At 58.0% G+C, this 24,881-nt stretch carries 24 protein-coding genes and 1 pseudogene; 6 read left to right on the forward strand and 19 right to left on the reverse strand.

Annotated elements, in window-relative coordinates:
* From ACRZ9X_RS02945 to ACRZ9X_RS02990, 10 genes are all read right to left on the reverse strand, one after another.
* Entirely contained in the window at nt 1-1,629 is a 1,629-nt protein-coding gene (locus tag ACRZ9X_RS02945; protein WP_480515858.1) for a formylglycine-generating enzyme family protein, read from the reverse strand.
* Nucleotides 1,622-2,809: an ABC transporter permease family protein gene (locus ACRZ9X_RS02950; protein ID WP_480515859.1), complete on the reverse strand. Its 1,188-nt coding sequence runs from the start codon at nt 2,807-2,809 to the stop codon at nt 1,622-1,624. Before ACRZ9X_RS02950 ends, ACRZ9X_RS02945 begins: the two co-directional genes overlap by 8 nt.
* Nucleotides 2,809-3,549: an ATP-binding cassette domain-containing protein gene (locus tag ACRZ9X_RS02955; protein ID WP_480515860.1), complete on the reverse strand. Its 741-nt coding sequence runs from the start codon at nt 3,547-3,549 to the stop codon at nt 2,809-2,811. The genes ACRZ9X_RS02950 and ACRZ9X_RS02955 overlap by 1 nt, the downstream gene beginning before the upstream one ends.
* Nucleotides 3,530-4,693, reverse strand: coding sequence for a trypsin-like peptidase domain-containing protein (locus ACRZ9X_RS02960; RefSeq protein ID WP_480515861.1), 1,164 nt, complete (start codon nt 4,691-4,693; stop codon nt 3,530-3,532). The genes ACRZ9X_RS02955 and ACRZ9X_RS02960 overlap by 20 nt, the downstream gene beginning before the upstream one ends.
* Nucleotides 4,694-4,758: 65 nt before the next feature.
* Nucleotides 4,759-5,853 (reverse strand): serine/threonine protein kinase, encoded by a 1,095-nt coding sequence (locus ACRZ9X_RS02965; RefSeq protein ID WP_480515862.1) that lies wholly within the window; start codon nt 5,851-5,853, stop codon nt 4,759-4,761.
* A gap of 8 nt (nt 5,854-5,861) precedes the next feature.
* Nucleotides 5,862-7,061, reverse strand: a complete 1,200-nt coding sequence (locus ACRZ9X_RS02970) for a PP2C family protein-serine/threonine phosphatase (RefSeq protein ID WP_480515863.1) — start codon at nt 7,059-7,061, stop codon at nt 5,862-5,864.
* A gap of 5 nt (nt 7,062-7,066) precedes the next feature.
* Nucleotides 7,067-7,684 carry an FHA domain-containing protein gene (locus ACRZ9X_RS02975; RefSeq protein WP_480515864.1) on the reverse strand — a complete coding sequence of 206 codons (618 nt, stop codon included), beginning with the start codon at nt 7,682-7,684 and terminating at the stop codon, nt 7,067-7,069.
* Between the two features lie 33 nt (nt 7,685-7,717).
* The gene (locus ACRZ9X_RS02980; RefSeq protein ID WP_480515865.1) at nt 7,718-9,190 is read right to left on the reverse strand and encodes an FHA domain-containing protein; all 1,473 of its coding nucleotides are present in this window, start codon (nt 9,188-9,190) and stop codon (nt 7,718-7,720) included.
* A gap of 106 nt (nt 9,191-9,296) precedes the next feature.
* Entirely contained in the window at nt 9,297-9,758 is a 462-nt protein-coding gene (locus tag ACRZ9X_RS02985; RefSeq protein WP_480515866.1) for a hypothetical protein, read from the reverse strand.
* A 67-nt stretch (nt 9,759-9,825) separates the two neighbouring features.
* On the reverse strand, nt 9,826-10,530 hold the full coding sequence (locus ACRZ9X_RS02990; protein ID WP_480515867.1) for a hypothetical protein: 705 nt from the start codon (nt 10,528-10,530) through the stop codon (nt 9,826-9,828).
* Between the two features lie 154 nt (nt 10,531-10,684).
* On the opposite strand from ACRZ9X_RS02990, the gene ACRZ9X_RS02995 reads away from it, so the two are divergent.
* Together ACRZ9X_RS02995 and ACRZ9X_RS03000 are read left to right on the forward strand one after the other, a co-directional pair.
* The gene (locus ACRZ9X_RS02995) at nt 10,685-11,236 is read left to right on the forward strand and encodes a hypothetical protein (RefSeq protein ID WP_480515868.1); all 552 of its coding nucleotides are present in this window, start codon (nt 10,685-10,687) and stop codon (nt 11,234-11,236) included.
* Nucleotides 11,233-11,976 (forward strand): FHA domain-containing protein, encoded by a 744-nt coding sequence (locus ACRZ9X_RS03000; RefSeq protein WP_480515869.1) that lies wholly within the window; start codon nt 11,233-11,235, stop codon nt 11,974-11,976. The genes ACRZ9X_RS02995 and ACRZ9X_RS03000 overlap by 4 nt, the downstream gene beginning before the upstream one ends.
* A 48-nt stretch (nt 11,977-12,024) precedes the next feature.
* Here the strand turns inward: ACRZ9X_RS03000 and ACRZ9X_RS03005 are convergent, their stop codons facing one another.
* From ACRZ9X_RS03005 to ACRZ9X_RS03045, 9 genes are all read right to left on the reverse strand, one after another.
* A complete protein-coding gene (locus ACRZ9X_RS03005; protein ID WP_480515870.1) occupies nt 12,025-14,244 on the reverse strand; it encodes a PAS-domain containing protein in 2,220 nt (739 codons plus the stop codon).
* On the reverse strand, nt 14,237-15,415 hold the full coding sequence (locus ACRZ9X_RS03010) for an FIST N-terminal domain-containing protein (protein WP_480515871.1): 1,179 nt from the start codon (nt 15,413-15,415) through the stop codon (nt 14,237-14,239). The genes ACRZ9X_RS03005 and ACRZ9X_RS03010 overlap by 8 nt, the downstream gene beginning before the upstream one ends.
* Nucleotides 15,416-15,460: 45 nt before the next feature.
* Nucleotides 15,461-16,144 carry a response regulator gene (locus ACRZ9X_RS03015; RefSeq protein ID WP_480515872.1) on the reverse strand — a complete coding sequence of 228 codons (684 nt, stop codon included), beginning with the start codon at nt 16,142-16,144 and terminating at the stop codon, nt 15,461-15,463.
* 137 nt (nt 16,145-16,281) lie between these two features.
* A complete protein-coding gene (locus ACRZ9X_RS03020) occupies nt 16,282-18,048 on the reverse strand; it encodes a PQQ-dependent methanol/ethanol family dehydrogenase (RefSeq protein ID WP_480515873.1) in 1,767 nt (588 codons plus the stop codon).
* 206 nt (nt 18,049-18,254) lie between these two features.
* A complete protein-coding gene (locus ACRZ9X_RS03025) occupies nt 18,255-18,653 on the reverse strand; it encodes a c-type cytochrome (protein ID WP_480515874.1) in 399 nt (132 codons plus the stop codon).
* Between the two features lie 123 nt (nt 18,654-18,776).
* Complete coding sequence (locus ACRZ9X_RS03030) at nt 18,777-19,316, reverse strand: SEL1-like repeat protein (protein ID WP_480515875.1); 540 nt, start codon at nt 19,314-19,316, stop codon at nt 18,777-18,779.
* A 479-nt stretch (nt 19,317-19,795) separates the two neighbouring features.
* A complete protein-coding gene (locus tag ACRZ9X_RS03035) occupies nt 19,796-20,239 on the reverse strand; it encodes a cupredoxin domain-containing protein (protein WP_480515876.1) in 444 nt (147 codons plus the stop codon).
* Between the two features lie 16 nt (nt 20,240-20,255).
* Nucleotides 20,256-21,218: a YVTN family beta-propeller repeat protein gene (locus ACRZ9X_RS03040; protein ID WP_480515877.1), complete on the reverse strand. Its 963-nt coding sequence runs from the start codon at nt 21,216-21,218 to the stop codon at nt 20,256-20,258.
* Nucleotides 21,215-22,381 carry an ABC transporter substrate-binding protein gene (locus ACRZ9X_RS03045; protein WP_480515900.1) on the reverse strand — a complete coding sequence of 389 codons (1,167 nt, stop codon included), beginning with the start codon at nt 22,379-22,381 and terminating at the stop codon, nt 21,215-21,217. Before ACRZ9X_RS03045 ends, ACRZ9X_RS03040 begins: the two co-directional genes overlap by 4 nt.
* 167 nt (nt 22,382-22,548) lie before the next feature.
* Between ACRZ9X_RS03045 and pedF the strand changes: the two genes are divergently transcribed.
* The 4 genes and pseudogenes from pedF to ACRZ9X_RS03065 all read left to right on the forward strand — a co-directional run.
* Nucleotides 22,549-23,229: a cytochrome c-550 PedF gene (gene pedF, locus ACRZ9X_RS03050; protein WP_480515878.1), complete on the forward strand. Its 681-nt coding sequence runs from the start codon at nt 22,549-22,551 to the stop codon at nt 23,227-23,229.
* A 17-nt stretch (nt 23,230-23,246) separates the two neighbouring features.
* Nucleotides 23,247-24,143 carry a substrate-binding periplasmic protein gene (locus ACRZ9X_RS03055; protein ID WP_480515879.1) on the forward strand — a complete coding sequence of 299 codons (897 nt, stop codon included), beginning with the start codon at nt 23,247-23,249 and terminating at the stop codon, nt 24,141-24,143.
* Between the two features lie 71 nt (nt 24,144-24,214).
* Nucleotides 24,215-24,754 carry an SRPBCC family protein gene (locus tag ACRZ9X_RS03060; protein WP_480515880.1) on the forward strand — a complete coding sequence of 180 codons (540 nt, stop codon included), beginning with the start codon at nt 24,215-24,217 and terminating at the stop codon, nt 24,752-24,754.
* A 24-nt stretch (nt 24,755-24,778) separates the two neighbouring features.
* Nucleotides 24,779-24,881 (forward strand): annotated as a pseudogene (locus ACRZ9X_RS03065) ((2Fe-2S)-binding protein); the annotation flags it as partial.

The raw sequence follows: 24,881 nt of genomic DNA on the forward strand, positions 1-24,881 counted from the left end.
TCACTCCTGAACAAACGACAACGCAACCTGCTGGAAGTCGTCTGCTATTTCATCCAAATCCGAATACCCCGCCACACTGCGCGCGCCGATATGGTCCTGGACCATGGCCAGACAGGTTGCGCGCTCTTCTCCGCGCTTGGCTTCGTTGGGGTAGATAAAGTCAATCTGCTTACGCAGCAGAACCGGCGAATACTGGTCGACCAGACCCTCGATCAGGTTGGCATATTCAACAATATCGGCTTTGGCCTTGGCCTCCAGCTCGGCCAGTTTGGCCTGTGCTTCCTCTTTGGCGGCCAGCACCTCATCCAGAAAGGCCTGATCGCCACTTTCCCGCGCTTCGGCTTCCAATGCATCCAGCTCTGGCTGGATTGTCAGCGAGGAGATCAGGGCGTTCAAATAGCGACGAATGGCCTGCCCGCACACCAGCACGCCCGAGGTCAGGATCAGGCGAATGGACTGGTCGCGCTGCGCATTGCGCTCGACCCTGCCGCGGTTCAGCGTATCCTTGATAACCGCAAGCTGGGTTTTGGTTCGGTCAGACAGGGTTTCGGCCGAAATCTCATCCAGCAGGTCCATCGCTTCCTGCTCGCTTGCGGCAACGGCCAGTCCTTCATCCGGGCGGGCCAGTTGATCAAGACCATCGATCAAAGCCTGATCCTGATCTGCCGAGGTAATCGCCAGCCCCTGCAACACAAGCCGGGTTCCGGTGAAACGGTCTGCCGACGCGGTGTTGGACAGAATATCGAACGGCGGCACTTCGAACCGGGTGGCCGAGGTGATATCGGCCAGCGGCGTGCGCGCATCGCCGCCCCGCTTGACGAAACCGCCTGCCTGACCATGCAATCGACCATGACGTACCAGCGCAAACGGGTCGCCCACGATTTCCGCCGCATTGCCAAGCATATCGTGCAGACCCAACGGGTTGGGCTTCAGCGATCCGATGACCTGCACCTTACCCCCGGCCGAGGACGTCCCGCCATGCGCGATGTATTCATCCTGAGGCGTGCCTTCGGGAACAGGTGGCAAAGGCGAGCGGAACAGGGATTGATCGACCGCCAGACCGCCGCGCACCGAGTATTCCCATTCTTCCTCGGTCGGCAGTCGCAGATATCCGCGTGTGTCGCCTACGCGTGGCAAGGCATCCGGTGCGTTTTGCATCAGCCAAAGCGTGTAAACTTCGGCAAAACGTTGAAAATCCAACCGGGTCTTTTCGACCACCGGTACAAACGCACGGCGGCGCGGCTCCTTGTCCGGGCAGGCCTGAGCCATGATCACATCCCATTGTGCCTGCGCCAGCTCGTATTTGGCCATATAGAAGTAGCCTTTGGCCGCGCCGTCCTCATCCTCGAACGCGCCGGACACAAAAGCGCGCCGGAGGCCGTTCAGATAGGGCTGATCGCCGCCCTCTTGACCCAGAACAACGGATACATCTCCGATCACGCCATCGGTGTTGGGGGTCGCGACCTTGCGGAATGTCATGGCCCCACCGCACGGCATGGGCAAGGTCAGATCCCCATCAGCGGGTTGCGGGTTATAATACTTCTCGCGCCAGGTAATGTCCTGCGCCTGGACGGTCCCGGCCAGTGTCAACAGGCCGATTGCAAAGGCGAAATGAGTCAGTCTAGGCATGGGTCAACACCTCCTGCGGTTCAACGTTTCGCACGGCCATCACTGCCCAAAGGGCCGCCGTTACAGCCGTAATCGCGCCCAGCGCCAACGTCGCCAGAATGTCCAGCCCATAGAGGCGCGCAACGGCCTCGCCAGTGGTGTCGAACGTCGCGTTGATCGCCAGCAGAAATGGCAGGATCACGATCAGCGTCACGACCACCCCTCCCAGAACCAATGCGAGGCTTTGGATCACGGGGATCAGGCCGCGTTGACGTTCGGGCATGGTCAGCATGGAAAACAGGCTGAAAATCACCCGCTGCCGTTCGACCATGCCACGCAGATTGGCGGACATTGCCGCCCAGAAACCGAACACGGCCAGCGCGGCGATGGCAGTAAACAAGATATTCAGGTTGCGACGGAACGACAGCAACAGCGCCGCATTCTCGGCCCGGGGGCGGGATTGCACCCCTTGCGAAGACAAATATGACGACAGGGTTCCGATGTCGTCCAGTGATCGCGCGTAAAGGCGATAGCTGGCAAAGGTCTCGGGCATATCGGTTTGACCTGTCCAGTTTTCGGGTGTCAGCGACAGGTCGTCCCGGAACCTCTCAACTGCCAGCAAATCCGGAACCGACAGGAAAATTGCCGCGCGGGGCCAGATGTCTGGTGGCAACACACCGATCACCTGCAGATCGCGGCGCGCGTTTTCTCGGTTTCCGTCAACCTCGCGCCCGATGATCATGTCCAGCGTGTCACCGGGCGAAACGGCCAAATCTTCCGCCAGAATGGCTGAGACCCAGACCCGTCCGGGCACCACGGCTTCGCCGGTAATCAACGGGTCGCCTTCGGCAGAGGGGATCAGAGGCACCGCGCGTTCCAATTTGCGGGCGGCCTCGTGGCGAACGGCATTGGCCGAGGTGTTGATCGACCGGGTTGCCGGGACAATAAACGCCACATCCTCGCGGGCACCAAGGGCTGCGAAAAACGCCGCATCATGCTGACCCGCGCCTATGGCCAGAATCTCGCGGTTCGAAGGATCTTCGATCAGGCGTCCAACCATCGTTCCGATAATGCCGTTCTTCAGTGCCAGTACGATCAGCAACGGCCCAAGTACCCCGGCCAGGGCCGCGACGAAACACAGCGCCGACTGCCAGTCGTGCCGCAATTCCCGCAACGCCAATTTGACCGGTATCTGCATCATCATGCCACCTTTGCCGCCGCGCGGCCTGCGGTTGAAAAGATCGAATACGACTGTCCCTCGTGATCCATGACACGATGATCCGCGCGCGGAGTGTCCGCGAATTCGCCGGTCTGTGCCTGATGGCTGGCCAGTACCACCGCAGATCCGGCCTCGGCCGCAAGATGGACGATCAGGGCTTCGACCTCGGTCACATTGGCCGGATCCAGCGCAGACACAGGCTCATCCAACAGCAGCAATGCGGGTTTGCCCAGCAAGGCCCGCGCAACCGACACGCGCTGGCGTTGACCGACCGACAATTGACCCGGTTTGCGATGCGTCAGATCACGCAGGCCCAGCGCGCGGATCAGATGATCCACCCATTCCTCATCCGGGACGCGCCCGGCGACCTGCATCGGCAGCGCCACATTCTCGGTAAGAGTAAGATAGGGAACCAAGGTGTTGGTTTGCAGGACAAACCCCAGTTTGTCAGGCCCGGCGAATTCGGACCGGGGCATATCCGGTTTCACATCTACGCCGTCAATAGAATGCCGAATGTCCGGCAACGCGGCCAAGGGCAAAGCACCTGCGATCAACCCCAAAGCGGTGCTTTTTCCCGCGCCGCTTACCGCATCCAGAACCACAGACTCACCGGCGCGCAAATCCAGTTCTTCGATCACGACGAAAAAGCCCGGGGCGCGTTCGATGCCCAGGTTGCGGATCGACAGAACCGTGCGCGCGGTGTCAGGTTCGGCTGAGGTCAAGTCTGATCCCCCCTAGCGTGACATTCGATTTGGTGTTGATCTGAACAGGTTTGTTGGGCTTCAGGCGCGCGCCATCAACCTTGGTGCCGTTCGAGGACCCCAGATCGGTCAGCATGATTTTCCGCCCCTGCAACGACAGGTTGGCGTGTCGGCGGCTGAGATTGCGATCCGTGACGGTCAGCGTATTCTCGCTGGCCCGCCCGATTGTCACCCCAGAGCGGAGCTGCGCCGCGGTCAGGTTCAAGTTGGTCCCCGCCATGGACAGAGCCAGAACAGCTCCGCCCGAGGGCGCAGCGGCACCTGCGTTTCGGGATTTCAAAACGGGTTCTGCACTGCCCTTTGAAGCGACAAAGTACATGCCACCCACAACTGCGGCTCCTGCCCCGCACACCACGGCCAGAATGACCCAAAGGTTGTCATCTGACTGACCAGCTTGAACAATTTTGGGATTGTCCGGGTCGCAGGCTTGCGAATGCGTGGTGAAGGGGATGCTGTTATCCCGCAGATATCTGCCAATTGAATTGGCCGACGATGCAAAGAACGTGTTTTGGGCCACCGACGTATTGAGCCCAAGCGCCGAGCCGCAAAAGTCGATCATTGGGCCGCCGGAATTTCCTTTGTTGATTGTGGCCGTGTGCTGGACGATTTCCTGAATACCGCGTTTTGGCATCGTCGAACCTTGGGAAACCTTGCTGACATTGCCTTGCGTGAACGTTGTTTCGAACAAGGCCAGCTCATTCCGACCCTTGTTGGACAGATCGGAATTTCCGGGAAAGCCAACCGCGGCCACGGGTTCTCCCTTGGTGATTTCTCCTTCGCGGATCGCCATCACCCGGGGTTTATGGTCAAAGTTCTTTCGGGGCCGGATTTCCAGCACGGCCATGTCTTTTTCGAAAGACGAGACGGCGACCTTGACGTCATACTTGAAAATCGTGTCGCCGCGTTTGAAACCGACATAAGCACTTCGACCACCTTCGATGACGTGTTGATTTGTCAGGAAGTAAAAACCATCCCCATTCGGCAGCGGCGCCAGCACAAACCCGGAACCAAAAGCGCAGCAACCTTCGTCTAGGGTCACCATAACCCGGCCCACCGCAGCGTCTGCCAACGCGACAACTTCCTTGTCGACCTGTGCCACGGCCATTTTGGGCCCAAATGGCAGGACCAACAACGCGGCAACCAAGAAAACACGTATTGAAATCATAAACTTCACATTGAAATCCCATATGCAATAACGGCGCCGGCCAGCGCTATGATAAACAACAAGACCAAAACCGACGGTCTGAGACGGGGCCGCGATCCGGATGCGCTGACTTTGCGTTTTCCCTCGGCTGGTTTGACTTTCCGACGCTCTGGTTGTTGCGACGGGTTGTTTCTGTCTGTCAGAGTAATTCCCGCCGCATGCGCGAAATCCCGGGCGGATTGGATGCGGTCGCGAGGCAGCAAACTGCAGCCTGCATCAATGACATCCAGCAAGTTGCTGTCATACTTGGCCGTGACCCGATTTCGCGCCAGATTCCTGCGCACCGGAACATAGGGATCACGGCCGGATTTTCTGACCTCGCGCCACCGCTCTTCAGCGTTCGGAGGCAGGCTCTGCGAAACCATCTCGTACAGGATGACCGACAAAGCGAACAAATCGCTCCAGGGTCCCTCCTGCACATTGCCGCCCAGCCCGGTTTTGTCCGGTGGGAATTGTTCGATCGCTGCATATTTGCGCGTGAACATCGAACCGGCTGCGCCCGCTTTGCCCATCTGACGCGCCGCACCAAAGTCGATCAGGATCGGTTGACCATCTTTGCGGATCATCACGTTGGCCGGTTTCATGTCGCGATGGACGACACCTACCTTGTGAACGGCATCCAGCGCGCCCAACATGGATTGCAAAAAGGTGACGACCAGGTCCTGCGGCACATATCCCCGCGCATCGACCATGCGCGCCATCATCCGGTCCAACGGATCGCCCTGAATATACTCCATGACGCAATAGGCGGTGTCGTGCTTCTGAAACGCCGCCCGCACGCGCATCAGGCCCTGCTGCGACGGTAGATCACGCAGCAGCTCGGCCTCTTGCAGGAAAGCGTCCAGTCCCATGTGAAAAATCTGCGCGCCTTCCCGCGTCGGCGAGACTTTGTTGCCCGGTCCACGTTCCGCATAATCGGCCGGAAAATACTCTTTGATCGCAAATTTCTCGCCTGTTTTGCGATTGCGAGACTGATAGGTGATGCCAAACCCACCCTGCCCCAGCACGCTGCCCAAAACGTAGCCGGCAAAGGTTTCTCCCTTTGGCAGGTGAATAGACACGCGCGGGCTTACCTTTCGTCTTCAAGCGATTCACTGGGCGGTTCCTGATCAGCGTCGGGAACCGTTTCGGGGTCTGGCGGCGCCGCGTCGTCGGGCTCGGTCGTGGCGGGCGGGTCTTCGGCGGGTGCATCCGGGGCCGCTCCGGTATCGGCCTCGGTATCCTCTGTCCCGGGCTCGGTCACTTCCGCATCGCCATCACCGGGCAGCGGTGTCGCGGGTTGTTCGTTGACAGTCGGGTCTTCGATGTCTCGCTCAGGCGCGGGCTCTGTGGAAGAAGGCGGCACATCTTCTGTCGCTGGCGGCTCGTCACCGCCGGACCACGACAAGGCCCCAACCGTGGCCCCTATGGCCAACGCGCCCAGTGCAATGGACGCGTATTTCAACACCTTCTTGTTGTCTTTCCTGCCCTCACCAAACGCCCATTGGCTGCCGCGCAACAAGCTGCTCATGCCTTCCTCGACATACACATAAACAACCACAGTCGTGTTGTCCTGTTTGGGCTTTCCCTTTGCCTCGACCGCATTCAGCAGGTCCGACGCCACACCTCTGACATCGTGCCCCGCACCCTTTTTCAACACCGACGTGATTTCTGGTTGAGACAGCGTGTCCAACCCATCCGAACACGCAAGCACCACATCCCCGGGCTTGAGGTTGATTGCGTTGACATCAATCAGCGAAATCTGCTCACCCATCAGGGCCGAACGCAGGGCATTCCGTCTGGGGTGATTGTCCGCATCCTCCTGCGTGATCGAGCCCGTCGCCACCATCTGCAGCAACTCGCCATACAAGGAATGATCGGCGTTCAGCTTCTTCAGACGTCCATCGCGCAGTAAAAACAAGCTGCTGTCACCGACCGAGACCCAAACCAGGCGATCACCCAGTTTCAATGCCGCGATCAGCGTACATCCCATGCCCTTCAGGTCGGGCTGGCTGGTGATCCGTTTGCGAAGCGCGTCATTGGCGGCGTGCAACGACTCTTGCAACCTGTCGCGCGGGCGTGGCGCGCCCGAGCCTTCGACGAAGTGCTTCTTAAAGGCCGAAAGAGCCAGATTTGCAGCGACTTCACCGCCAGCGTGCCCCCCCATGCCATCCGTAACCAGCATCAGAATATCCGATTTCGGATCGCGCTCATTTTGAAAAACGACGTCGAAGGCGTCTTCCTGGTTTTCCCGCCGCCCCAGGAGCTGTTTGCCGCTAATGACCGCCATCTGGATCAGTCGTCAGTGCTTTCGGCCAGTTCCGACCAGTCAAAATCTTCATTGCAGAAGGCGACAAACCTTGCATGCGTCTGCTTTGACAGCTCGATCAGGGCATAGTTCTCCAAGGGCATCGTTGTGGCCACGATCTGATTGTTGATCCGGCTGATGTTTCGCCCGGTACCGGGCGCAGCAAAGAACACCCGATTGGCGTCATCGAAAATGATGCGCAAATGGTCCTTGCCCGAAATCATCTTGTCACCAAAGTTCAGCGCAACGCGTTCATCCGCATCCCTGCCCAGCGTGTTCATGCCCGAGCCCAGATTGACCGACTGGCCCAGACCCGGCCCTTTGACAACGACCAACCACCCGGTGATGGGATCGACCATCGGATCAAACTCGGCCTTTCCGGCAAAATTCTTGGCCAGACCACCGTGGTAGATCTCGGTTTTGTCGGACTCGACATATTCGGTCGGTGCTTCGCTAAAAGACCCGCCACCGATGGCGTGAGTCGCATCGTTGTCCGACGGTCCAAGGCTTTCGGTAAACGCATCGTCCGCGCCGAAATCCAGATCGTCGCTTACGTCTTCTTCGTCTTTGTCAAACAACCAGCTTGTCTTGTTGTCGTTTCCCATGACTATACCTTTCCTGTGCAATTGGTCGCGGGCTTATGCCCGCACCAGTTTCAGGCGTACGGACCCAAGGCCCACAATGTCACCCACGTTAATGCGCTGCGTTCCCTTGATCTTGCGATCATTGACCAGCGTGCCGTTCAGACTGCCCAGATCATTCAGCGTAAAGCGGCCATCCGGCGAGCCATTCAACTCGGCGTGGACACGAGAGACCCCGCCATCCGGGATCACGACCGCGTTTGAGCCGCTGCGGCCCAAGGTGGCGCGCCCGGTTGCCACCGGGAACCGGTGACCATTGTCCTCGCGCACCAGAAATGCAATCGGCGGGACTGGTGCAGCAGCCGGGCTACGGACCGGGCCGGGATCATCCAATTCGCTGGGCTCATCTTCAAACACCAGTTCGTCGTCATCATCGCCCGACCCACGGCGCAGCATCATGACAGCCAACAGCAGAAGCAACAGCACCAGTACCCCCGCCCCGATATAGACATAGAGGGCGTCGATCCCGAAAATCTTGTTGGTCTCAGGCTCGGGCTCAGGAGCCGGTTCAACAGGCGGAGGAGCCAGCGGCCTGAACTCGGCCGAATAAGTTTGAGTCTGAGTCTGCCCGGGCTGGCCAACCACCGGCTCGATCATCTCGATATTGATCCGCGCCGAGACCGGGCTCCCAACCGGAACAATCAGGCCCGACCCGCGCACCGCATTCCCGTAAGAGCGGATGAAATCCGAAACAACCGCATTCACTGATGCCGGGTTCTGCAAGAAGACCTCTTCCATCAGCCCTTTCTGAGGATCCGTCAGGCGCTTCAGCACGTCGATACCGCGCGTTGTGCGCTCATTGCCTTGCGCCCGCCAGAACATCCCCAAAGCAGAAAGCGACACCCCGGCCTTTTCGGCCTCTTCCGAGATTTCTTCGACGGTGGCCAACCCCTCTTCGTCGCCATCAGTGATCAGGATGAGGTTCTTCAGCAGAACATCGTCCTGATCATTCAGCAGTTCAATGGCGCGGGTCGCGTTGGCGACAAGACGTGTGTTTTGTTCAGTGATGTTCAGGCTGTCGATGACATCTTCCGCGCCGGAACGGTTGGTTGAAAAAGGCGACAGTTCGACAATCTCGTTTCCAAACCCATAGATTGCCACTTTCTCGCCGGACGGAAGGTTGGAAACCACCTGAGCGATCAGGTCACGCTCGCGGTTCCAGGTGCCCCGTCGACCACCCTGATTGCCAATGGACAAATCAATCAGGACCATGGTCGCGGACAAGGTTAGATTGCCCGGCACCTCATCCAGAGACTTCAGCAGCTTGAACTCGGCATCCTCTCCGCCCAGCGAGCTAAAGCTCATTCTGCCGCGTTCGTTGCCCGATGGAACCCGCAGCAGACAGCTATCTTCGGGTGCTGGCGCGGCTGGCGCGCAATCCAGAATGGCTAACCCGGTGGCTGGCGCGCGGGTCCGACCCTCTTGCGCCTGTGCAGTTCCCGTTACGACCAAAGCCGCAACGGCGGCCATTACAATTCTTGAAATCCCGTAGGTCACAATCCCAAGACCCCCCTCAGGTAAAATGTCCGGACCGGCACCGGCCTAAGCAAGCGCCAGTCTAATCCTTCGTCTTTTGTTAGATCGACAGCGCGCGGTAGGCGGCTTTGATGTTGTTCAATTCCGACCGTGCCGCCGAGGCGTTGGCCGTTCCGCTTGAAACCTCGCGCTCGACAGCCCGTAGCTGACTGTCCAGCGCATTGACCTGCTGCAACCGCTCTGGGCTTGACGCCGATGCTGTCCGCGCCTTGGCCCCTTGCGCCTTCACATCGGCAATCTGCTGGCGCAGCGCGTTGATCTCGGCCTGATTGGCATTCCGCTGCGCTGCCAGTTGCGCGTTGCGCTGTTCCGCCGCCTTGTTCTGCGCCAGAATCGCGTCGGCCTGCGCCCGGTTGCTGGCGATCTGACGATCATATTCCCCGGAATTCAGGTTTTGGATGTTGTCGAACAATGTTGCTGTTGTCGGGTCGGTCGAGCCCGTGCAGGCCATCAGCGCACCACTTGCGACAAACAGAACCGGTAGAAAGACACGTTTGGACATAGAAACCATCATTTTTAACTTTCAACTGGACAGTCCGCCCCTGACACGCAGGCGCAGACCAAATAAATCAAAGCAGGTTAATCGAAGCGCGCGTCCGGGCCAGACGATTTTTGTTGCTGACCGCCGCATTCGTCGCGCCGCTCAGGCCGGGCTGCCCCTGCTTGGACGCTGCCCGCAATTCGGTAATCGTGCCATCCATGTTCTGCTCGCTGCGTTTCAATTCGTTCGAGACGACCTGACGGTTCGATTTGATTGCTTTGACGCGCTTGTTGTAAGCCGTGTCCGAAAGCTGACCGCCATCCACCTGACGGCGCAGAGATTTTAGCTCTGCATCCTGCGCACGCAGAACCGAGCGCAAGTTTGCCTCAACCGAATTCAGCTGTTTGCTGACGTTCGACAAATTGGCCAAAACGGCTTTACTGTTCACGATTTCCACGTTCTTGGCGGCAGCTTGTCGGCCAACCTGGTTGCCTCCAATTCCGCCAACCACCGCGCCAGCGGCGGCTGCGGTCGCACAATCACCACCGTCACCACCCAACAGCAATGCAACCCCACACAAGGCCACCGCACCAGCCAGTGCGCCTTGGACCGTGTTGTTGACAATGATGTCTTTAGATACCTGATCCAGGCTTTTAACCTGCTTCTCAAGTTGTTTTTCTTGCTGGGTTTTTCCGGCGACCGTCGAAGACGACGCACTTTGAATTGTCTCTTCCACACAGGCAGACAAAAACAGCGAAAGGGAGGCAAAAACCGAAATCGCTACAGAACGCATATACTTTCTCCGCAAAGATTTTTTCTTCTTAATTACTGAAAAATTCACATACTTTTTATTTTAGATCAACGATTCGGCATATTTACGGCTGCCATTTCACTCTTCGCGATCAGGCAGCACGTTTTTTGATTAATGACTTGCAGGTATAGGTGACATGAAATTCCCCAAAGGATTCAGAGACAAAATCTCATTGACCAATGAGCTGTTCACATTTGCGGGCAATATCGGAGCAGGCATCGGAGCCCTGTTGGCCTTTCTGGGAATTACATCGAATTTCGCGAACAGTTCTATGAGTTTAGCGCCGAATGTTGATGTATCTACATTGTCCCTTCCGGTGCGAATGACGCTCTTGCTTCTGATTTCAGCCGCGCTGGGCTGGGGATTAGGCGCGCTGGTTGCAAGGTTCAGCAAATCGTCGAACGAAGTGTTGGGGTTTGCGATTTATGTTATCGCGCTTTTGTGGGGCGGGTTGCTGGTTGGGGCTGCAGAGTGGCTGGCCACACATCCGGTGCGACAGGTTTTGCCCGAAACGCTGTTGTTTACCACCATCGGGACCGGCGTCGCCTTCTGGGTATCGACCTTTCATTTTCGCAGCACTGGTGGAGGTGCGAAGTTTGCCATGCGTATGAGATGTGATGCGCTGATGGTGTTTTCGGTTGGATGTGCCCTGTTTCTGGCGCTGACCTTGTTGGGAGCGCAAGCATGAAAATCGGTGGTGCACTGGATGGAAAAAGCGCGGCCCGTCTGCTGACCGCAGCTGCCCTTCTGGATTACATGTTTCTGGGCTTCGTGCTGGCCACGATTGCACCAGTGTTGCGCCAACATATGGGATTGTGGCTGTCGAACCCTGGCTATGTGATGATCTTCTATGTGGTGCTGGTCTTAATCTATTGGCTGGTATGCGAAGGTTTTCTTGGCGGCCATACGCTCGGCCGGTTCGCGCTTCGTCTGACCATGCGGGACAAAAACGGGAAACCTGTATCATCCATGCGCAGATCGACGCGGGCCATCAAGAAAGTGCTGACATTTGGCCTGACGGGGGCGAACCCGAATGCGTCCGCTCGCTATGACAGGGTGGCCGGTGTGGTCTGGCACAGCCCAATGGCCGCCAGGTCGATGGGTTTCTGGCAATTGGTTGTCGCGGGTGGACCGGATCGGGGAATGTCGGTCGAGTTTCGCAAGGTCCCCGGGATCAAGTCTTCCCACTCGATCAAGATCGGGCGCGACAGCAGCTGGGCCGATCTGGCGCTGCCCCGAAGCGGAAAGACCTCGGGGCGTCATTGTGTCATTCGGATCGAAAAGTCGGGTGAGTTGTATCTGCGCGATCTGGGATCGTCGAACGGAACATGGCTGAATGGACGACGGCTTGAGGCCGAAACGTGGAACCCCATTGGCACTCAAGACGTCTTTCGCGTTGCAAATATCATAGTTAAGATCGTCCGGTAATACATTGTGAATATTCATTTAGTCCGCGGCAAATGCACGGTGAACATTTCAGTGCGCAGGCATATCGGACAAAGCCGTTTCGATCACCTGTTTCAGTTTTTGCGCATCAATGGGCTTGTGAAGAAGAGGCAGTCCTGCAGAAGCGCAGGCATCTGTAAGTTCCGTCGAACGATTGGCTGAAATGATGCAGGCTGGCAAAGGTCCGAATGTGGCCGCCAAATCACGCACGGCATCAGTCCCCAATTTGCCGTCATTCAATTGATAATCAGCGACGATGATATCCGGTAAAATGCCAATCTCATTCAAAAGGTTCTCGGCATCATCCTGACTGACGCATTCGAGAACCTGAACGCCCCAAGCCTCCATCGTCATTGCCAACGCGCCACGCAGATTCTCATCATTCTCGATCAAAAGGGCAACTGTACTGCCCAGTGCCTTTGTTTCCGGTGGTCTCACAAGATCGGGCACCGCGTGCTCAGTCAGAGCGGATTGGGCAACCGGAACCTCGACCGAGAACACCGTGCCCTTTTCCAACTCGGACCGCAGAACAATCTTGTGATCCAGCAACTCGCAGGCCCGTTCCACGATTGCCAGACCAAGGCCCATCCCTTCTGCCGCGCTGGCATCCGCGTGCAAGCGCTTGAACTCCTGAAAGATAACTTGTTTCTGGTCTTCCGCAATACCGATTCCGGTATCCAGAACCTCGATCAGAACGGATTTCCCACGCCGCCGGACGCCGACCAGAACTTTGCCGGAGTCCGTGTAGCGGATCGCGTTGGACAAAAGGTTTTGCAATATGCGACGCAGATAGCTGGCATCGCTTCGGACCAGCACATCAGTCGCGACAAACCGAAGATCCAACCCTTTGGCCTGCGCAACGGGTCGGAAGGAATCTTCCAACTGGGTGAACAAGTCGCCCATGCTGACGGTCGACATGTGAACCGAGACGCTACCTGAATCCAGCTTGGATATATCCAGCAGGGCCTCAAGGATGTGTTCGACGCTGCTCAACGCACTTTCGGCCTTGGTCGCAACGCTCTGCGCATCTATCGCATTCAACCCGCTGCCCAATGTGGCAACATAAAGCTTGGCAGCAGATAAGGGCTGCAACAGATCATGACTGGCTGCCGCCACAAACCGGGATTTCGAGGCGTTGGCGCGTTCCGCATCGTTCAGCGCATCCGCCAGTTCCACCGTGCGCGAAGCCACCCGTTGTTCCAGCAGTTCCTTGGCCTCGACAAGCGCTTGCGCAGATTGACGCTCGGCCGTGACGTCGGTGAATGAGATCACGAATCCCCGATCCGGCATTTCCTGTGCAAACACCGAAAGGATCTTGAACCGACCGCTGTGCATCTGAAAACTGAGAGGCGGGCGCTCTGTCAGCTTGTTTACCCAGGCCAGCAAATCTGACTCTGACAGTCCTTCTTCGAAGCTGATGTTGGTGCTTAGTCGGTTGAACAGAGTTTTGAACTGCGCACCCATCTGGAATTGCGCATTGGGAATGTCCAGCAACTCGCTGGCGCGATTGTTCCAACCGATCAGGCGCAGCTTGCTGTCAAAGATACAGACCCCTTGATCGATATGTTCCAGGGTCGCCCGGATCAGGCGCGCCTTGTCATCCAGAATCCGGTCTCTTTCCTGCCGTTCAACCCGCATAATGTCGGTCACATCCGTTTGCAGGATGACCGTGCCTCCGTCCGGCGTGCGGTGTTCCGAAACCTGCGTCCAGCGATTGCCGTTCAAACGCACGTTAAAGACGACATGATCGTCGGTGTGACGGGTCAATCGACGGCGCTGCCAGTCCTGCGGCGAGACGGATTCGGGCAGCGACAGATGTTTGGACTGACTGACCAGTTCGACATATTGCTTGAATCGCAGGCCCGGCGTCAGGTGGCCTTGGATATCAGGCATGTGCATACCGAAACGGCTGTTACACAGGACCAGCTCTTCATTGACATTGAACAGGGCGAACCCTTCCTGCACAGTCTCAATCGCATTGGCCAGATCAGCACGCGCGGCTTCGGTTTCCTGGTTCGCATGAGCCAGCCGGGCGTTGGATTCATTCAACAGCTCAAGCGCGCGTTCCAGATCATCGGTTCGGGCGCGCACCTCCTGCTCTAGCATCGCGGCGCGCTGAAACTGCGCGTAGGCCGCGCCGCTTGCATCGGTCGACTCCTCGACCCGGCGCATCAGGGCTTCGGCGATTTTCAGCAGTTTCTTATTCTGCCGATCCAGGGAATCGGACGGGTCCAGCAGAGAGTCAATCATGCGGCACCTCATCCGGGGGATAGATCGCAACCCCGGTCAGCGTCTGGTTTACATGAATCGAGTTAAATTGCTCACCATAGGTGGAAAAGCCGACAACCCGGTTCTCCGACAGGATGTTAGAAATGGCACCGGTCATTTGCTTTTCCTGCGCTTCCAATCGGCGCAGAATGCAATCACATCCAAGGATAGTGTCCGGCCGTTCATGCTGAGTCAGTGCCGCGATCTCACCTTCCAGATGCGTTACCATATCCATCGGCTCGGCCAGGGTCAGAACCAGCCCTTCATCAATGGCGGAAAAGAAAACCAGATCGCCATTGCCTGCAACCTGCTGGATCGCGCGAACGTGGTGCTGGCCACCGATCTGCACCACAACCGGGTGCGCGGCGAAGGTGAAGGTTGTCAGTTGTTCGGGGTCTTTTCCGAGAATTCGGGCATATTCACGCGCCGCCGGTTCGGCGTTGATCTCGCGCACGATCCGTTTCGCGGGATCTGCTTCGGTCACCACCATACGGTGCGCGGTGGGCACAAGATGGTCCGACTTGAATACCTTGATCGGACAGCGAGTCCGGACTTGCGTCAGAATTGCCGCGTTCTCCAGCGCCTCACCATCATGCAGCACATAGGTGTGTTCAAAGCTGATTCCGTCCCCGGCCGACCCCCCGAACAGCGGAACCGGACCAAGACCCACTGCCAGTTCAGATGTCAACGTATCCTCTTTCGTCGACAGGCCGTCGATCATCAGAAATGTGAACTCATGCTCCCAGTTGGGCTGTACCTCCATCATTTCGTTGCGGTTGCGGATCATCTGATCGATGATTTCCTGCGCCGAGAAACTGTCCAGGTCCGGCACCAGCAGAGTCCGGACCTCAAAATAAGCCGCGGGTAACCCCAGCGCGACAATCTGATCTTCTGCATAGCCCTGACCGGCCAGTTCTCCAGCGGTGGTACAACCCACCACCGGCGTCGGCGCAAACGCCGCCCGCGCCTGACCGATCACTGCCGACGCGTCGGCATTGGCCGTCACAAACAGGATAACCAACGCCAGATCATCCGCACCCAAGGCATGGGTCAGATCAGTGACAGCATCTTCGGTGCCATATCGTGCAAATGCCGTTTTAACGATACCTGGCGAACGGGATTGGGCACCGGCCCACCCGATAGCTTGGTCCATCCAGCCTCCTCCCTTAAAGCGCGTGGATTTCTGAGAGTATGCCGCTTAGCCTTGCTCTTGCAAGACGCTGGCAAAGGACGCTTTGTTGGCGATCAGCACCGCTTGCGTTCGGCTTTGCACCCCCAGTTTGCGCATGATCGCAGTGACATGCGCCTTGACCGTGGTTTCCGCAATCGACAGGTCATAGGCGATCTGCTTGTTCAGTTTCCCCTCGCAGATCAGTTGCAGAATCCGCGATTGCTGGTTGGTCAGCGTCGCCAACCGGCCAACGGCATCGCTTTGTTCGTCCTCATCATCCGGCTGTATCAGCACACAGCCCTCGGGCAGAAACACGTCGCCTGCCAGCACCGCCTCGAACGCGGTGCGGAAAACGTCGCGTTGGCTGTGTTTGGGAACATAGCCCGAGGCACCGGCGTGGATGACCTGACTGACCACCCGATTGTCCGTCATGGACGAAACCACGATCACCGGAGCGTCTGCCGCCGCCTTGAGACGAACAAGACCATCCAGCCCATCCACATCCGGCAGGTTCAAATCCAGCATGACCGCATCGGGCTTTAATCCCCCTGCGATGCGATCCAGCGCCGCTTCAAGCCGGTCCGCGGTGTGAATTTCCCCGATCTTCGCCACGCTTTGCAACGTCATCGACAGGGCATCGCAAAACAGCGGGTGATCATCCACGATCAGCACGTTTTCAAAGTCTTTTTGTCTGGCGGATTTTGCAAGCATCACTTTCAGCCTTCGCAATGGAATTGCCCCAACCTAACAAAGCCTAACAAGGGAATGGAACCACGCCTACTGGCGGAAAGTCGTATAATAAACGCGCGCCGGGTCACGGCGCGCGTTACATCAGCGTAAAGGCCGGATCAGTTGGCCGAGGCCAGCTCTTTCGGCAAGCGGAATGTCCACAACAGGCCGCCCTGGTTCAGGTAGTTGACTTTCTTGGCCACTTCACCACCCCAAAGCGGAACCGCGCCGCCCCAGCCCGAGATGACCGAGACATACTGCTCGCCATCCTGTTCCCAGGTCACAGGTTGGCCAACGATGCCCGAGCCAGTCTGGAACGACCACAGCTTTTCACCGGTTTCATCATCCAACGCGATGAATTCGCCTTCGGGGGTGCCAAAGAACACCAATCCGCCAGCTGTCGTCATCACACCGGACCAAAGCGGGGCATCGTTCTTGTATTCCCACTTCCATTCGCCGGTGTCCGGGTCAATGGCCTTGAGCGAGCCGATGTGATCTTCGTAATTCGGCTTGATGGTAAAGCCCGCGCCCAGATAGGCCGCACCTTTCTTGTAGGTGATCGGCTCGTTCCAGATATCCATGCCCCATTCGTTGGAAGGCACATAGAAGTTGCCGGTTTTCTTCGAAAACGCCATCGGCATCCAGTTCTTGCCGCCCAGGAACGAGGGCGAGGCAAAGATCACTTCGCCTTTCTTGCCATCTGCCGCCGACGCCGGGTCGCCGGGACGGTTGTCTTCGACAAAGATCGGACGGCCGGTATCATCCACGCCGGAGGACCAAGTGATATCCTTGACGAACGGCGTGGCCGAGACGAACCCACCATCTTCGCGGTTCAGCACGTAGAAGTACCCGTTGCGATCAGCGGTTGCGTAACGCTGATTGCCCTCGCGGTCGGTATAGGCGACCACTTCGTTCACGCCGTCATAGTCCCAGCCTTCGCGCGGCGTGGTCTGGAAGTGCCACTTGATGTCGCCCGTTTTGGGGTCGATCCCGATGCGGCTGGCGGCATAGAGGTTGTCACCCTTGTTGCCCTCGGTCGGCGTGCCCGCATCGCGCAGCCACGAATTCCAGGGGGCCGGGTTGCCTGCGCCAAAGATCAGCGTGTCAGTATCGGCATCATATGACCCGCCAAGCCATGTCGCGCCGCCGCCGGTTTTCCACATATCGCCCGGCCACGTCGCGTTCAGTTCGCCGGTCATGGTGCTTTCTTCGCCGTTCAGCGTCCCCATGTGGCCTTCGATCACTGGACGGGTCCAGACGATATCGCCGGTATTGGCGTCACGAGCCTGCACTTCACCCACAATCCCGAACTCACCGCCCGAATTGCCGGTCACGATCAGGCCATCCACGATCAGCGGCGCGGCGGTATAGGAGTAGCCTGCCTTGTAATCTGCGATCTTGTCACGCCAGACGACGTCTCCGGTTTTCAGATCAAGCGCCACGATCCGCGCATCCAGCGTGCCGAAAAAGATCTTGTCGCCGTAAATCGCTGCACCCCGGTTGACCACGTCACAGCAGGGCAGAATGCCTTCAGGCAGGCGCGCATCGTATTGCCAGACCTCTTTGCCGGTCTTCAGGTCGATCGCATACAGGCGCGAATAGGACCCGGTGATATACATCATGCCATCATAGATCAGCGGCTGCGTTTCCTGGCCGCGCTGTTTTTCACCGCCCAGGCTGAAAGCCCAAGCGGGAAGCAGGTTGCTGACGTTATCCTTGTTGAGCATGTCCAGTGGGCTGTAACGCTGTAAATGCCGACCCATGCCGTTTGTCACGACCTGATTGGTGATCGTTTGGTCATTGGCCAGATCGTCTTCGGTAACTTCTGCGTATGCTGCGCCCGTTGCCAAAACGCTTGCAACCACCGCCATTATAAACCGGCTCATCTGTGTCCTCCCTAGACTGGTGTCTTTCCTCCACGCCGAATCTCCGACGCGTCGGGATTGTTGGCGAGAGTATTATTCGCAGGCAGGACCATCGGTGAAATTGCACAATGGTCGTAGGGTCCAATTCTCGAAATTCAACACGAATCGCGAAAGTCACCGAAACAGCGCATTCCGGTGAGCTTTACGTTCTTTTCTTTTTGATTCAGTCAGTTCTGCCCCTCAAGGCTGTTCAGATAGGCCAGAATGAAATCCTGAACTGTTCGGTCCTCGATCCCGACATGGCGCATCTTGGTGCCGGGCATGAAACCGTCATTGTCCTCCATCCAGGCGCGCAGGGCTGCCGGGGTCCAGACGATGCCCGATCCAGCCAGCGCCTCGGAATATTCGTATCCTTCAACCGTTCCGGCCTGACGCCCGACAATTCCGTCCAGTTGCGGGCCATAGCTGGGGTCCGTCGCATCCGGCGCATGGCAGCGGCGGCATTCCGAGAAAAACAGGGTCTCCCCTGCTTCGACCTTAACGCGGTCGAATGTGGACTGGGCCAGAACGGGTGAGCCCGCGACAGCGCAGGCGGCAAGGCCAAGGGACAGAACGATGTGTTTCATTTGATCCTCCGAACGTTTGCCGGAGTATACCTTTGCGACTGCTGGCATCGGCTTGACGCACATCAAGCAAAACAGCGCGCGGCCTCATCCTTTGGTCGTAGAAAAGCGGGGAAACAAGCCGTTTCAGAACAGCGGCGCGTATTTCCATTCGTCAGCATCGGGCGTCACTTCGTTCGGGTCATAGCCTGAATCCTGCAGGCGTTTCGCGATCTTCAACCCGTCCTGCGCGGCCTCGTCCACATAGGCGCGGCCAAGCTGTTCGTCTTTTGCAACGCCATGCCCGCGCAACAGGTTCAGGCCGTAGTTAAACTTGCCCACCGGGTCGCCCAGATCAGCGGCCCGTTTGTCCCAGGCCGCGGCTGCGTCCGGGTCGTAGGGACCGGCCAGCCCGTTATTGTCCAACTGACTCATCCACGTCATCGCGCCGGTATATCCCGCCTCGGCACAGGTGTTGAACAAGGTTCGCGCCAGATCATGGCGGCCTGATTTGGTCATGTAGTAGCCGGACGCGCAGGTGGTCATGTCGGTGATGCCGTTCTCGATATTGCTCAGAACCTTGCCCCAGCCGGTATCCTGCGGGTTGAGCGTGCCGTATTCGTCCTCGACCGTCTGAGCCATCGCCGACGAGGTAAGAGACAGGAAAAATGTGGCTATGCGGATCATGTCAGAACCCTCCGGTTGCCAGCACCATAGCGCAATTGGGACCGGTTTTCATCTCTGTCATGGTCGTAGATGCGGATCACCCTCTGGGCCGCATGAGTGAACGGGGTGGATGCGCAAGTACCCCGCGGCAAGGCCGCGATATCATCGGTCAGATACGTGTCCACAGGACAGTTAGCCCGTCTGTTGCCGACAGATCATACGCGTGTTTGATGATGGCATGTCGCACGCCAGCGTCCAATCCCACGGTGCGCTCATCCAGCAGCTAAAATAACAGAGCGCGGATCGGGCAGCGCGCGGTTTCCAATCGCCTGCGGTGCCCGCCATTCAGGTCGCGTGTCCGTTCGGCCATGCAGAGGTGTTCCAACGCCGTTGAACCTCAGTAACGTGCAAAGCGCGTCTTGCTGGACGTGAAAGCTCGCATCATCAAAGGCGCGCTTTTTCACTTTGGGTTTAGCTGACATTCCGGACAGAACGTCCCGTCACTTAATGGTAATCTCCAGCCGCTGCGTCTCACCGGTGCTGCCCGGCACTTTCAGATAGTAGCTGCCCGGCTTGATGGCGACAAAACCAATTTCCATTTCGCCAGCCTCGTCAAATTCAACGGAATCCAGTCCCAACGGGCGGATTTCCAACCCTTCGACCACGATCTCATCCACCCAGATCGCACGGAAAAACTCCGGGCCGACCAAGGCCAGTTCCTGACTGCCATCGCCCTGAATTTCGAATTCGTAGTAGGTGCCAGATTTCAGCTCCCACGGCGCTTCGGCCAATGGCACGCCCGCAGACAGGGTGATTGGCGGCAGGTCTTCCTTGTTCTTGGCTGACAGGATTCCGGCCAGGCCGAACCCGTCATCATCATCGGCCAGCACAGAAGCGGGCAAGGCCAGTAGGACAACGGTCGCAAATGCGGTCAATCGAACCATGTTTAAATCTCCCTGTTCAGCTCGTCGGACGGAAGGCAGCACCCCACGGGAAGCGGCCCACCTTGATCGTCTTGATCGGTTCACGCTTGGCCACGTCCACTACAGTGACATCGCCCGACACGCCGTTTGTGGTGAACAAAAGCGATTTGTCCGCGTTGAAATCCATATGCCAGACACGACGGCCGACAAGGATGTAATCTTCGACCTCATAGGTTTCGGCATTGACAGCGGCAATGTGGTTTGACGGCCCAAGCGCGACAAAGGCGGTCTCGTCCCCGGTTGACAGCTCAAAGCCCACGGGCTGCACCCGGTCGGGATGGACACCGCTGACCTCAAACTCGATCTTGGCCTTTTCGGTCTGGGTTGCCACGTCAAACACGGTGATCGTGCCGCCAATTTCCGAACTGACCCACAGCTCGGTCCCGTCTTTCAGGAATTCCGCGTGGCGTGGCCGCGAATCGACCAGCGTATTGGCGAATAATTCACGCGTTTCGGTGTCGATCCAATGGGCCATATTGGTGGTTTCCGAAGTGGTAATGGCGATCTTGCCATCAGGCGAAACCGCCATTCCCTCGGGTTCGATGCCCACATCAATCTGGGCAATGACCTGACGGCTTTCGGTATCGACCACGGTGGTGATCGCGTCATCCTCGTTGGCGATATAAAGATGCCGGTCATTGGGATGCAGCACAAATTGCTCGGGATCCTCGCCCGAGGGCAGGTCATGTAGAATCTCGCCCGTCTCGGGATCCATGACCTGCACAGCGTCGCTGTCCGACGCACAGATATACAGCACCGAATAATCCTTGGAAAAGGTGATCCCGCGGGGGCGCTCGCCGGTCTCAATCGTGCGGATCACCTCCAGCGTTTCGATGTCGATCACGCTGAGCGTGTCGTCTTTTTCGTTGCTGATCCAAATCTCATCGGCTGTGGCCGGAACGCAAAACGCCGTGGCTGCCAGAATTGCGGGTATTCTCATCCCTGATCCTCCTTGAACGCCTGACACTGGCTTTCAGCTTCATCGATGCCCAACGTGTCCAATTCGCTACGTTGATGCAGGAACCCCTCTAGCGGCGCCATCGCGACAACCGCGCGGTCGGTGACCAGAGGGATCGGCTGACGCAGCTGGCCGTTCCACGACCGGAAATTCATCGCCCGACCTTTGAAACCGGCCAATTCGAATTCATCCGACAGAATGTAGTCCCGCAAAACCGACGCATCACCGGATTGCGTGCGCGTGACGGCCTCACCCAACGTCCGGTACGCCGCCCATGCAGCATAATCGCGAGGACGCATGTATCGCCCCGTCTGATCGAAAAACCGGTTCTGCATCTGAACCGCCCCCCATTGTTCGACCACGCGCGACCATGTGACGGGCTGCAGACCTTCCGAGCCCGCAACCGGGCGGGCTTCCCATGTGTTGAAGGGAATATAGCGGCCGAAATCGTCCAGCTCATCCGCCACAAGCAGGATGTCATAGTCACCAAATTCCTGTGTGAACAGAGGCACTTCCTGCGCTGCATTGCGCCGCAGATCGGCATCGAACACCCATGTCTTTTCCGCTTTCAGGTCCAAGCCGAACTTCTGCAATGACCGTTTCAACGCGTCTGCAAAAGCGTGATCGCCGGGATGGTCGCCGGAAATCAGAACCAGTTCATCCCAACGGCGTTTGACAAAGAATTGCACCAGCGCATCGGTGCGCATCACGTCAGACGGCAAAGTATGCAGCAGGTTTGCGCGACAGGCCGCGTCCCGCATGGCGAGATCGGGGGCGGACGCATTGAACAGCACGGCATCGGCAGCCTCGGGCAAGTCAGCAACATCCAGCTGCGCCTGCATTGGAGCATCGAGAATCACAAACGGGGATGTAGCCAAAGCCGCCCGCGCGGCAGCCAGCCAATCCCCTCCTTCAGGAACCGTTGTAACCGTCAGTTCATAGCTGTGACCCAGAAACTTGGCCGTGGTCAGGTTATCGGCCAGACCCAGTTCCGCGCCAGCGATGCCCAGAGTCTCGGGCACGGGATCAAGATTGGACAGGACCGGTGGGCGGTCGATCTGCTGCTGCAGATACGTCACTGTAATCGAGACCTCGGCCCATGCAAGCCCCGGCAACAGCAGCAGGGCCGCGACAATGCCTGACATTCTGATCATCTCTGCGCCTCCTCCCCGGCTTTCAAAGTAAAAGCGTGACTTTTCCGACCCGGCCATTGGACCTTAGTCGCAGCTTGTGCCGCATCTGCAACCAAGGTCGAATTTCGCGGTGAGTCTGCCTGCGCTATGACCGGGGAAAGCATCAGAAGGAGGAGAAGATGCGTCTCGGTTTTTATAGTGCAGCGCTGGTTGCTTCGATGACGGCAAGCATGGCGCTGGCTCATGGCGACGTGGCGCCGCAACCTGTGGACACCGACGCCCTGCCTGACGTAAGCGAGGATTGGCTGATCGAAAACCCCTATCGCGATCAGGGCGAAGAGGTCTGGCAGACCGCAATCGAAATCGGCGATTCCGGCTATAACCAGAACTGCGCGCGGTGCCACGGGTTGGGTGTGGTTTCGGGCGGTCTTGCCCCCGATCTGCGGTATCTGGAAGCGGAAGAGTATGGCGATGAGTGGTATATCGAGCGGTTCCGCGAAGGTTACACCCAGAACGGCATCACCAAGATGCCCGCCTTCGGAGAGCTTCTGGGTCAGAAAGCAGCCTGGGCGATACGGACTTATATCGAGACGCGGCCCGACGATGGCGCGTTGGATGATCATTCCGATCGCCTGAAAGAAATCCGCGACCTGTTGTCCGCGATGGCCGATGGCGCAGAAGGCGACGCCGGTGCCTTGCAGTCAGAGCTGAGTGAAATCGCAACCACAATCGAAACCGCTTCGGGCGCACCGGTTGCGGACAGCGTGGCGCTGCGGGCGGCGGTTCTGATTTCGGGGGACAGCCCGAATTTCGCCGAGGCAGCCGAACAGCTGACCATCGGATTGTCTGCCGCGCAATAGAACGGCAGAGTGGGCATATGATCGGACGTTACCTTATTCTCTCCCTGTTGGCCGCCACCCTCACCGCGGGCTCGGCGCTGGCCAGATGCGAAGATCATGTGCCCCAACCCAAACCCCAGAATGCAAGCCGCGATATCGTGGGGGCGGACCTCGATACCATAATCGAGCGCGGGTATATCGAATTCGCAGCCTATGAAGATTTTGCTCCCTGGTCGTTTGAAAAAGATGGCAGGATTCAAGGCGTCGATATCGAAATCGGCAAACTGATCGCCGAAGACCTGGGCGTCGAGGCGCGGTTCAATCTGGTCGCTGCCGGGGAAAACCTTGAGGCCGATCTGCGCAACTGGATCTGGAAGGGCCCGCTGATCAACGGGCGCGTGGCCAATGTCATGCTGCACATCCCCTATGACAGTGAATTTGCCTGCCGGGTCGAACAGGTCGTGTTCACCGGCCAATACCATGATGAGGAAATCGCCATTGCTTATCGCAAGGACGAATACCCCGAAGACCCGCCCGTCCCCGCCTATTTCCGCTTTGATACGGTTGCCGTGGAAAATGACTCGATAGCCGATTTTTACCTGTCGGCTTTTCCCGGCGGGCAACTGTCGCGCAACGTGCGGCGTTACCCTTCGGCGGTCCAGGCGATGGAGGCACTCGCCGCAGGCGAAACCATGGCGGCAATGGGCCCGCGCGCTCAGTTAGAGGCCGGGCTGACACCCGATCTGGGTATTCACACTCCGCCCCTGCCCGGATTTGCCGTCAGCACATGGACCATCGGAGTAGCCGTTCATTTCGCCTATCGCGGCCTCAGCTATGCTGTCGATGACGCCATTTATGCTGCTTTGCAGGACGGGCGCATCGAACAGATATTCTCGGCGCACGGGCTGACCCATGCGCCACCGAAACTGCGGTGACTACGCCCAAGGTCTTATAGGCATCGGGCAGATCACCGCGTAGCTTACCAAAAAATACTGGAGGGAGTGACATGGAACTACATGACAGCCGCGTCATCGCGGCCCCACGTTCCAAGGTCTGGGACTCATTGTTATCCGCAGAGGTTCTGAAAGACTGCGTGCCCGGATGTCAGGAGATGACGGGAACCGCCGAAGATGGCTTTGCGGCCACGGTGGTGCAGAAGGTTGGCCCGGTGAAAGCCACCTTCAAAGGTGCCGTTACCCTTTCTGATATGGTGGATCAGGAAAGTGTAAAGCTCTCGGGCGAAGGCAAGGGCGGAGCCGCCGGTTTCGCCAAAGGCGCAGCTGATGTCACCCTGTCGGATGTCCCCGAAGGCACGCTGCTGGCTTACAATGTCGACGCACGCGTCGGGGGAAAGTTGGCGCAGCTTGGTGGTCGTGTCATCGACGGCGTGGCCAAGAAAATGGCGGATCAGTTCTTTGAGAACTTCCAAAGTGCGGTCGAGGTCGCGCCACAATCAGCCCCTGCCGCACCTGCGGACGAACCGGCAGGACAAGCTGAAGAAACAGACGAGAAAAAGGGATGGCTCAAGCGCGTGTTTGGCGGTTGAGCCATAGATTTCAGGGAGGAAAATCTGATGAAGATTTCTATGACTGTGAACGGATTATCTGTGAGCGGTGATGTTGAGGGTCGGACGTTATTGTCTGGATTTTTGCGTGATCAATTGGGTTTGACGG

The sequence above is a fragment of the Ruegeria sp. AL1 genome (genome assembly GCF_056540905.1).

Coding starts and splice junctions, on each gene's coding strand:
- ACRZ9X_RS02945 (WP_480515858.1), bottom strand. CDS start 1,629: ATGCCTAGACTGACTCATTTCGCCTTTGCAATCGGCCTGTTGACACTG.
- ACRZ9X_RS02950 (WP_480515859.1), bottom strand. CDS start 2,809: ATGATGCAGATACCGGTCAAATTGGCGTTGCGGGAATTGCGGCACGAC.
- ACRZ9X_RS02960 (WP_480515861.1), bottom strand. CDS start 4,693: ATGGCCGTGGCACAGGTCGACAAGGAAGTTGTCGCGTTGGCAGACGCT.
- ACRZ9X_RS02970 (WP_480515863.1), bottom strand. CDS start 7,061: ATGGCGGTCATTAGCGGCAAACAGCTCCTGGGGCGGCGGGAAAACCAG.
- ACRZ9X_RS02975 (WP_480515864.1), bottom strand. CDS start 7,684: ATGGGAAACGACAACAAGACAAGCTGGTTGTTTGACAAAGACGAAGAA.
- ACRZ9X_RS02980 (WP_480515865.1), bottom strand. CDS start 9,190: ATGGCCGCCGTTGCGGCTTTGGTCGTAACGGGAACTGCACAGGCGCAA.
- ACRZ9X_RS02985 (WP_480515866.1), bottom strand. CDS start 9,758: ATGTCCAAACGTGTCTTTCTACCGGTTCTGTTTGTCGCAAGTGGTGCG.
- ACRZ9X_RS02990 (WP_480515867.1), bottom strand. CDS start 10,530: ATGCGTTCTGTAGCGATTTCGGTTTTTGCCTCCCTTTCGCTGTTTTTG.
- ACRZ9X_RS02995 (WP_480515868.1), top strand. CDS start 10,685: ATGAAATTCCCCAAAGGATTCAGAGACAAAATCTCATTGACCAATGAG.
- ACRZ9X_RS03000 (WP_480515869.1), top strand. CDS start 11,233: ATGAAAATCGGTGGTGCACTGGATGGAAAAAGCGCGGCCCGTCTGCTG.
- ACRZ9X_RS03005 (WP_480515870.1), bottom strand. CDS start 14,244: ATGATTGACTCTCTGCTGGACCCGTCCGATTCCCTGGATCGGCAGAAT.
- ACRZ9X_RS03010 (WP_480515871.1), bottom strand. CDS start 15,415: ATGGACCAAGCTATCGGGTGGGCCGGTGCCCAATCCCGTTCGCCAGGT.
- ACRZ9X_RS03015 (WP_480515872.1), bottom strand. CDS start 16,144: ATGCTTGCAAAATCCGCCAGACAAAAAGACTTTGAAAACGTGCTGATC.
- ACRZ9X_RS03020 (WP_480515873.1), bottom strand. CDS start 18,048: ATGAGCCGGTTTATAATGGCGGTGGTTGCAAGCGTTTTGGCAACGGGC.
- ACRZ9X_RS03025 (WP_480515874.1), bottom strand. CDS start 18,653: ATGAAACACATCGTTCTGTCCCTTGGCCTTGCCGCCTGCGCTGTCGCG.
- ACRZ9X_RS03030 (WP_480515875.1), bottom strand. CDS start 19,316: ATGATCCGCATAGCCACATTTTTCCTGTCTCTTACCTCGTCGGCGATG.
- ACRZ9X_RS03035 (WP_480515876.1), bottom strand. CDS start 20,239: ATGGTTCGATTGACCGCATTTGCGACCGTTGTCCTACTGGCCTTGCCC.
- ACRZ9X_RS03040 (WP_480515877.1), bottom strand. CDS start 21,218: ATGAGAATACCCGCAATTCTGGCAGCCACGGCGTTTTGCGTTCCGGCC.
- ACRZ9X_RS03045 (WP_480515900.1), bottom strand. CDS start 22,381: ATGTCAGGCATTGTCGCGGCCCTGCTGCTGTTGCCGGGGCTTGCATGG.
- pedF (WP_480515878.1), top strand. CDS start 22,549: ATGCGTCTCGGTTTTTATAGTGCAGCGCTGGTTGCTTCGATGACGGCA.
- ACRZ9X_RS03055 (WP_480515879.1), top strand. CDS start 23,247: ATGATCGGACGTTACCTTATTCTCTCCCTGTTGGCCGCCACCCTCACC.
- ACRZ9X_RS03060 (WP_480515880.1), top strand. CDS start 24,215: ATGGAACTACATGACAGCCGCGTCATCGCGGCCCCACGTTCCAAGGTC.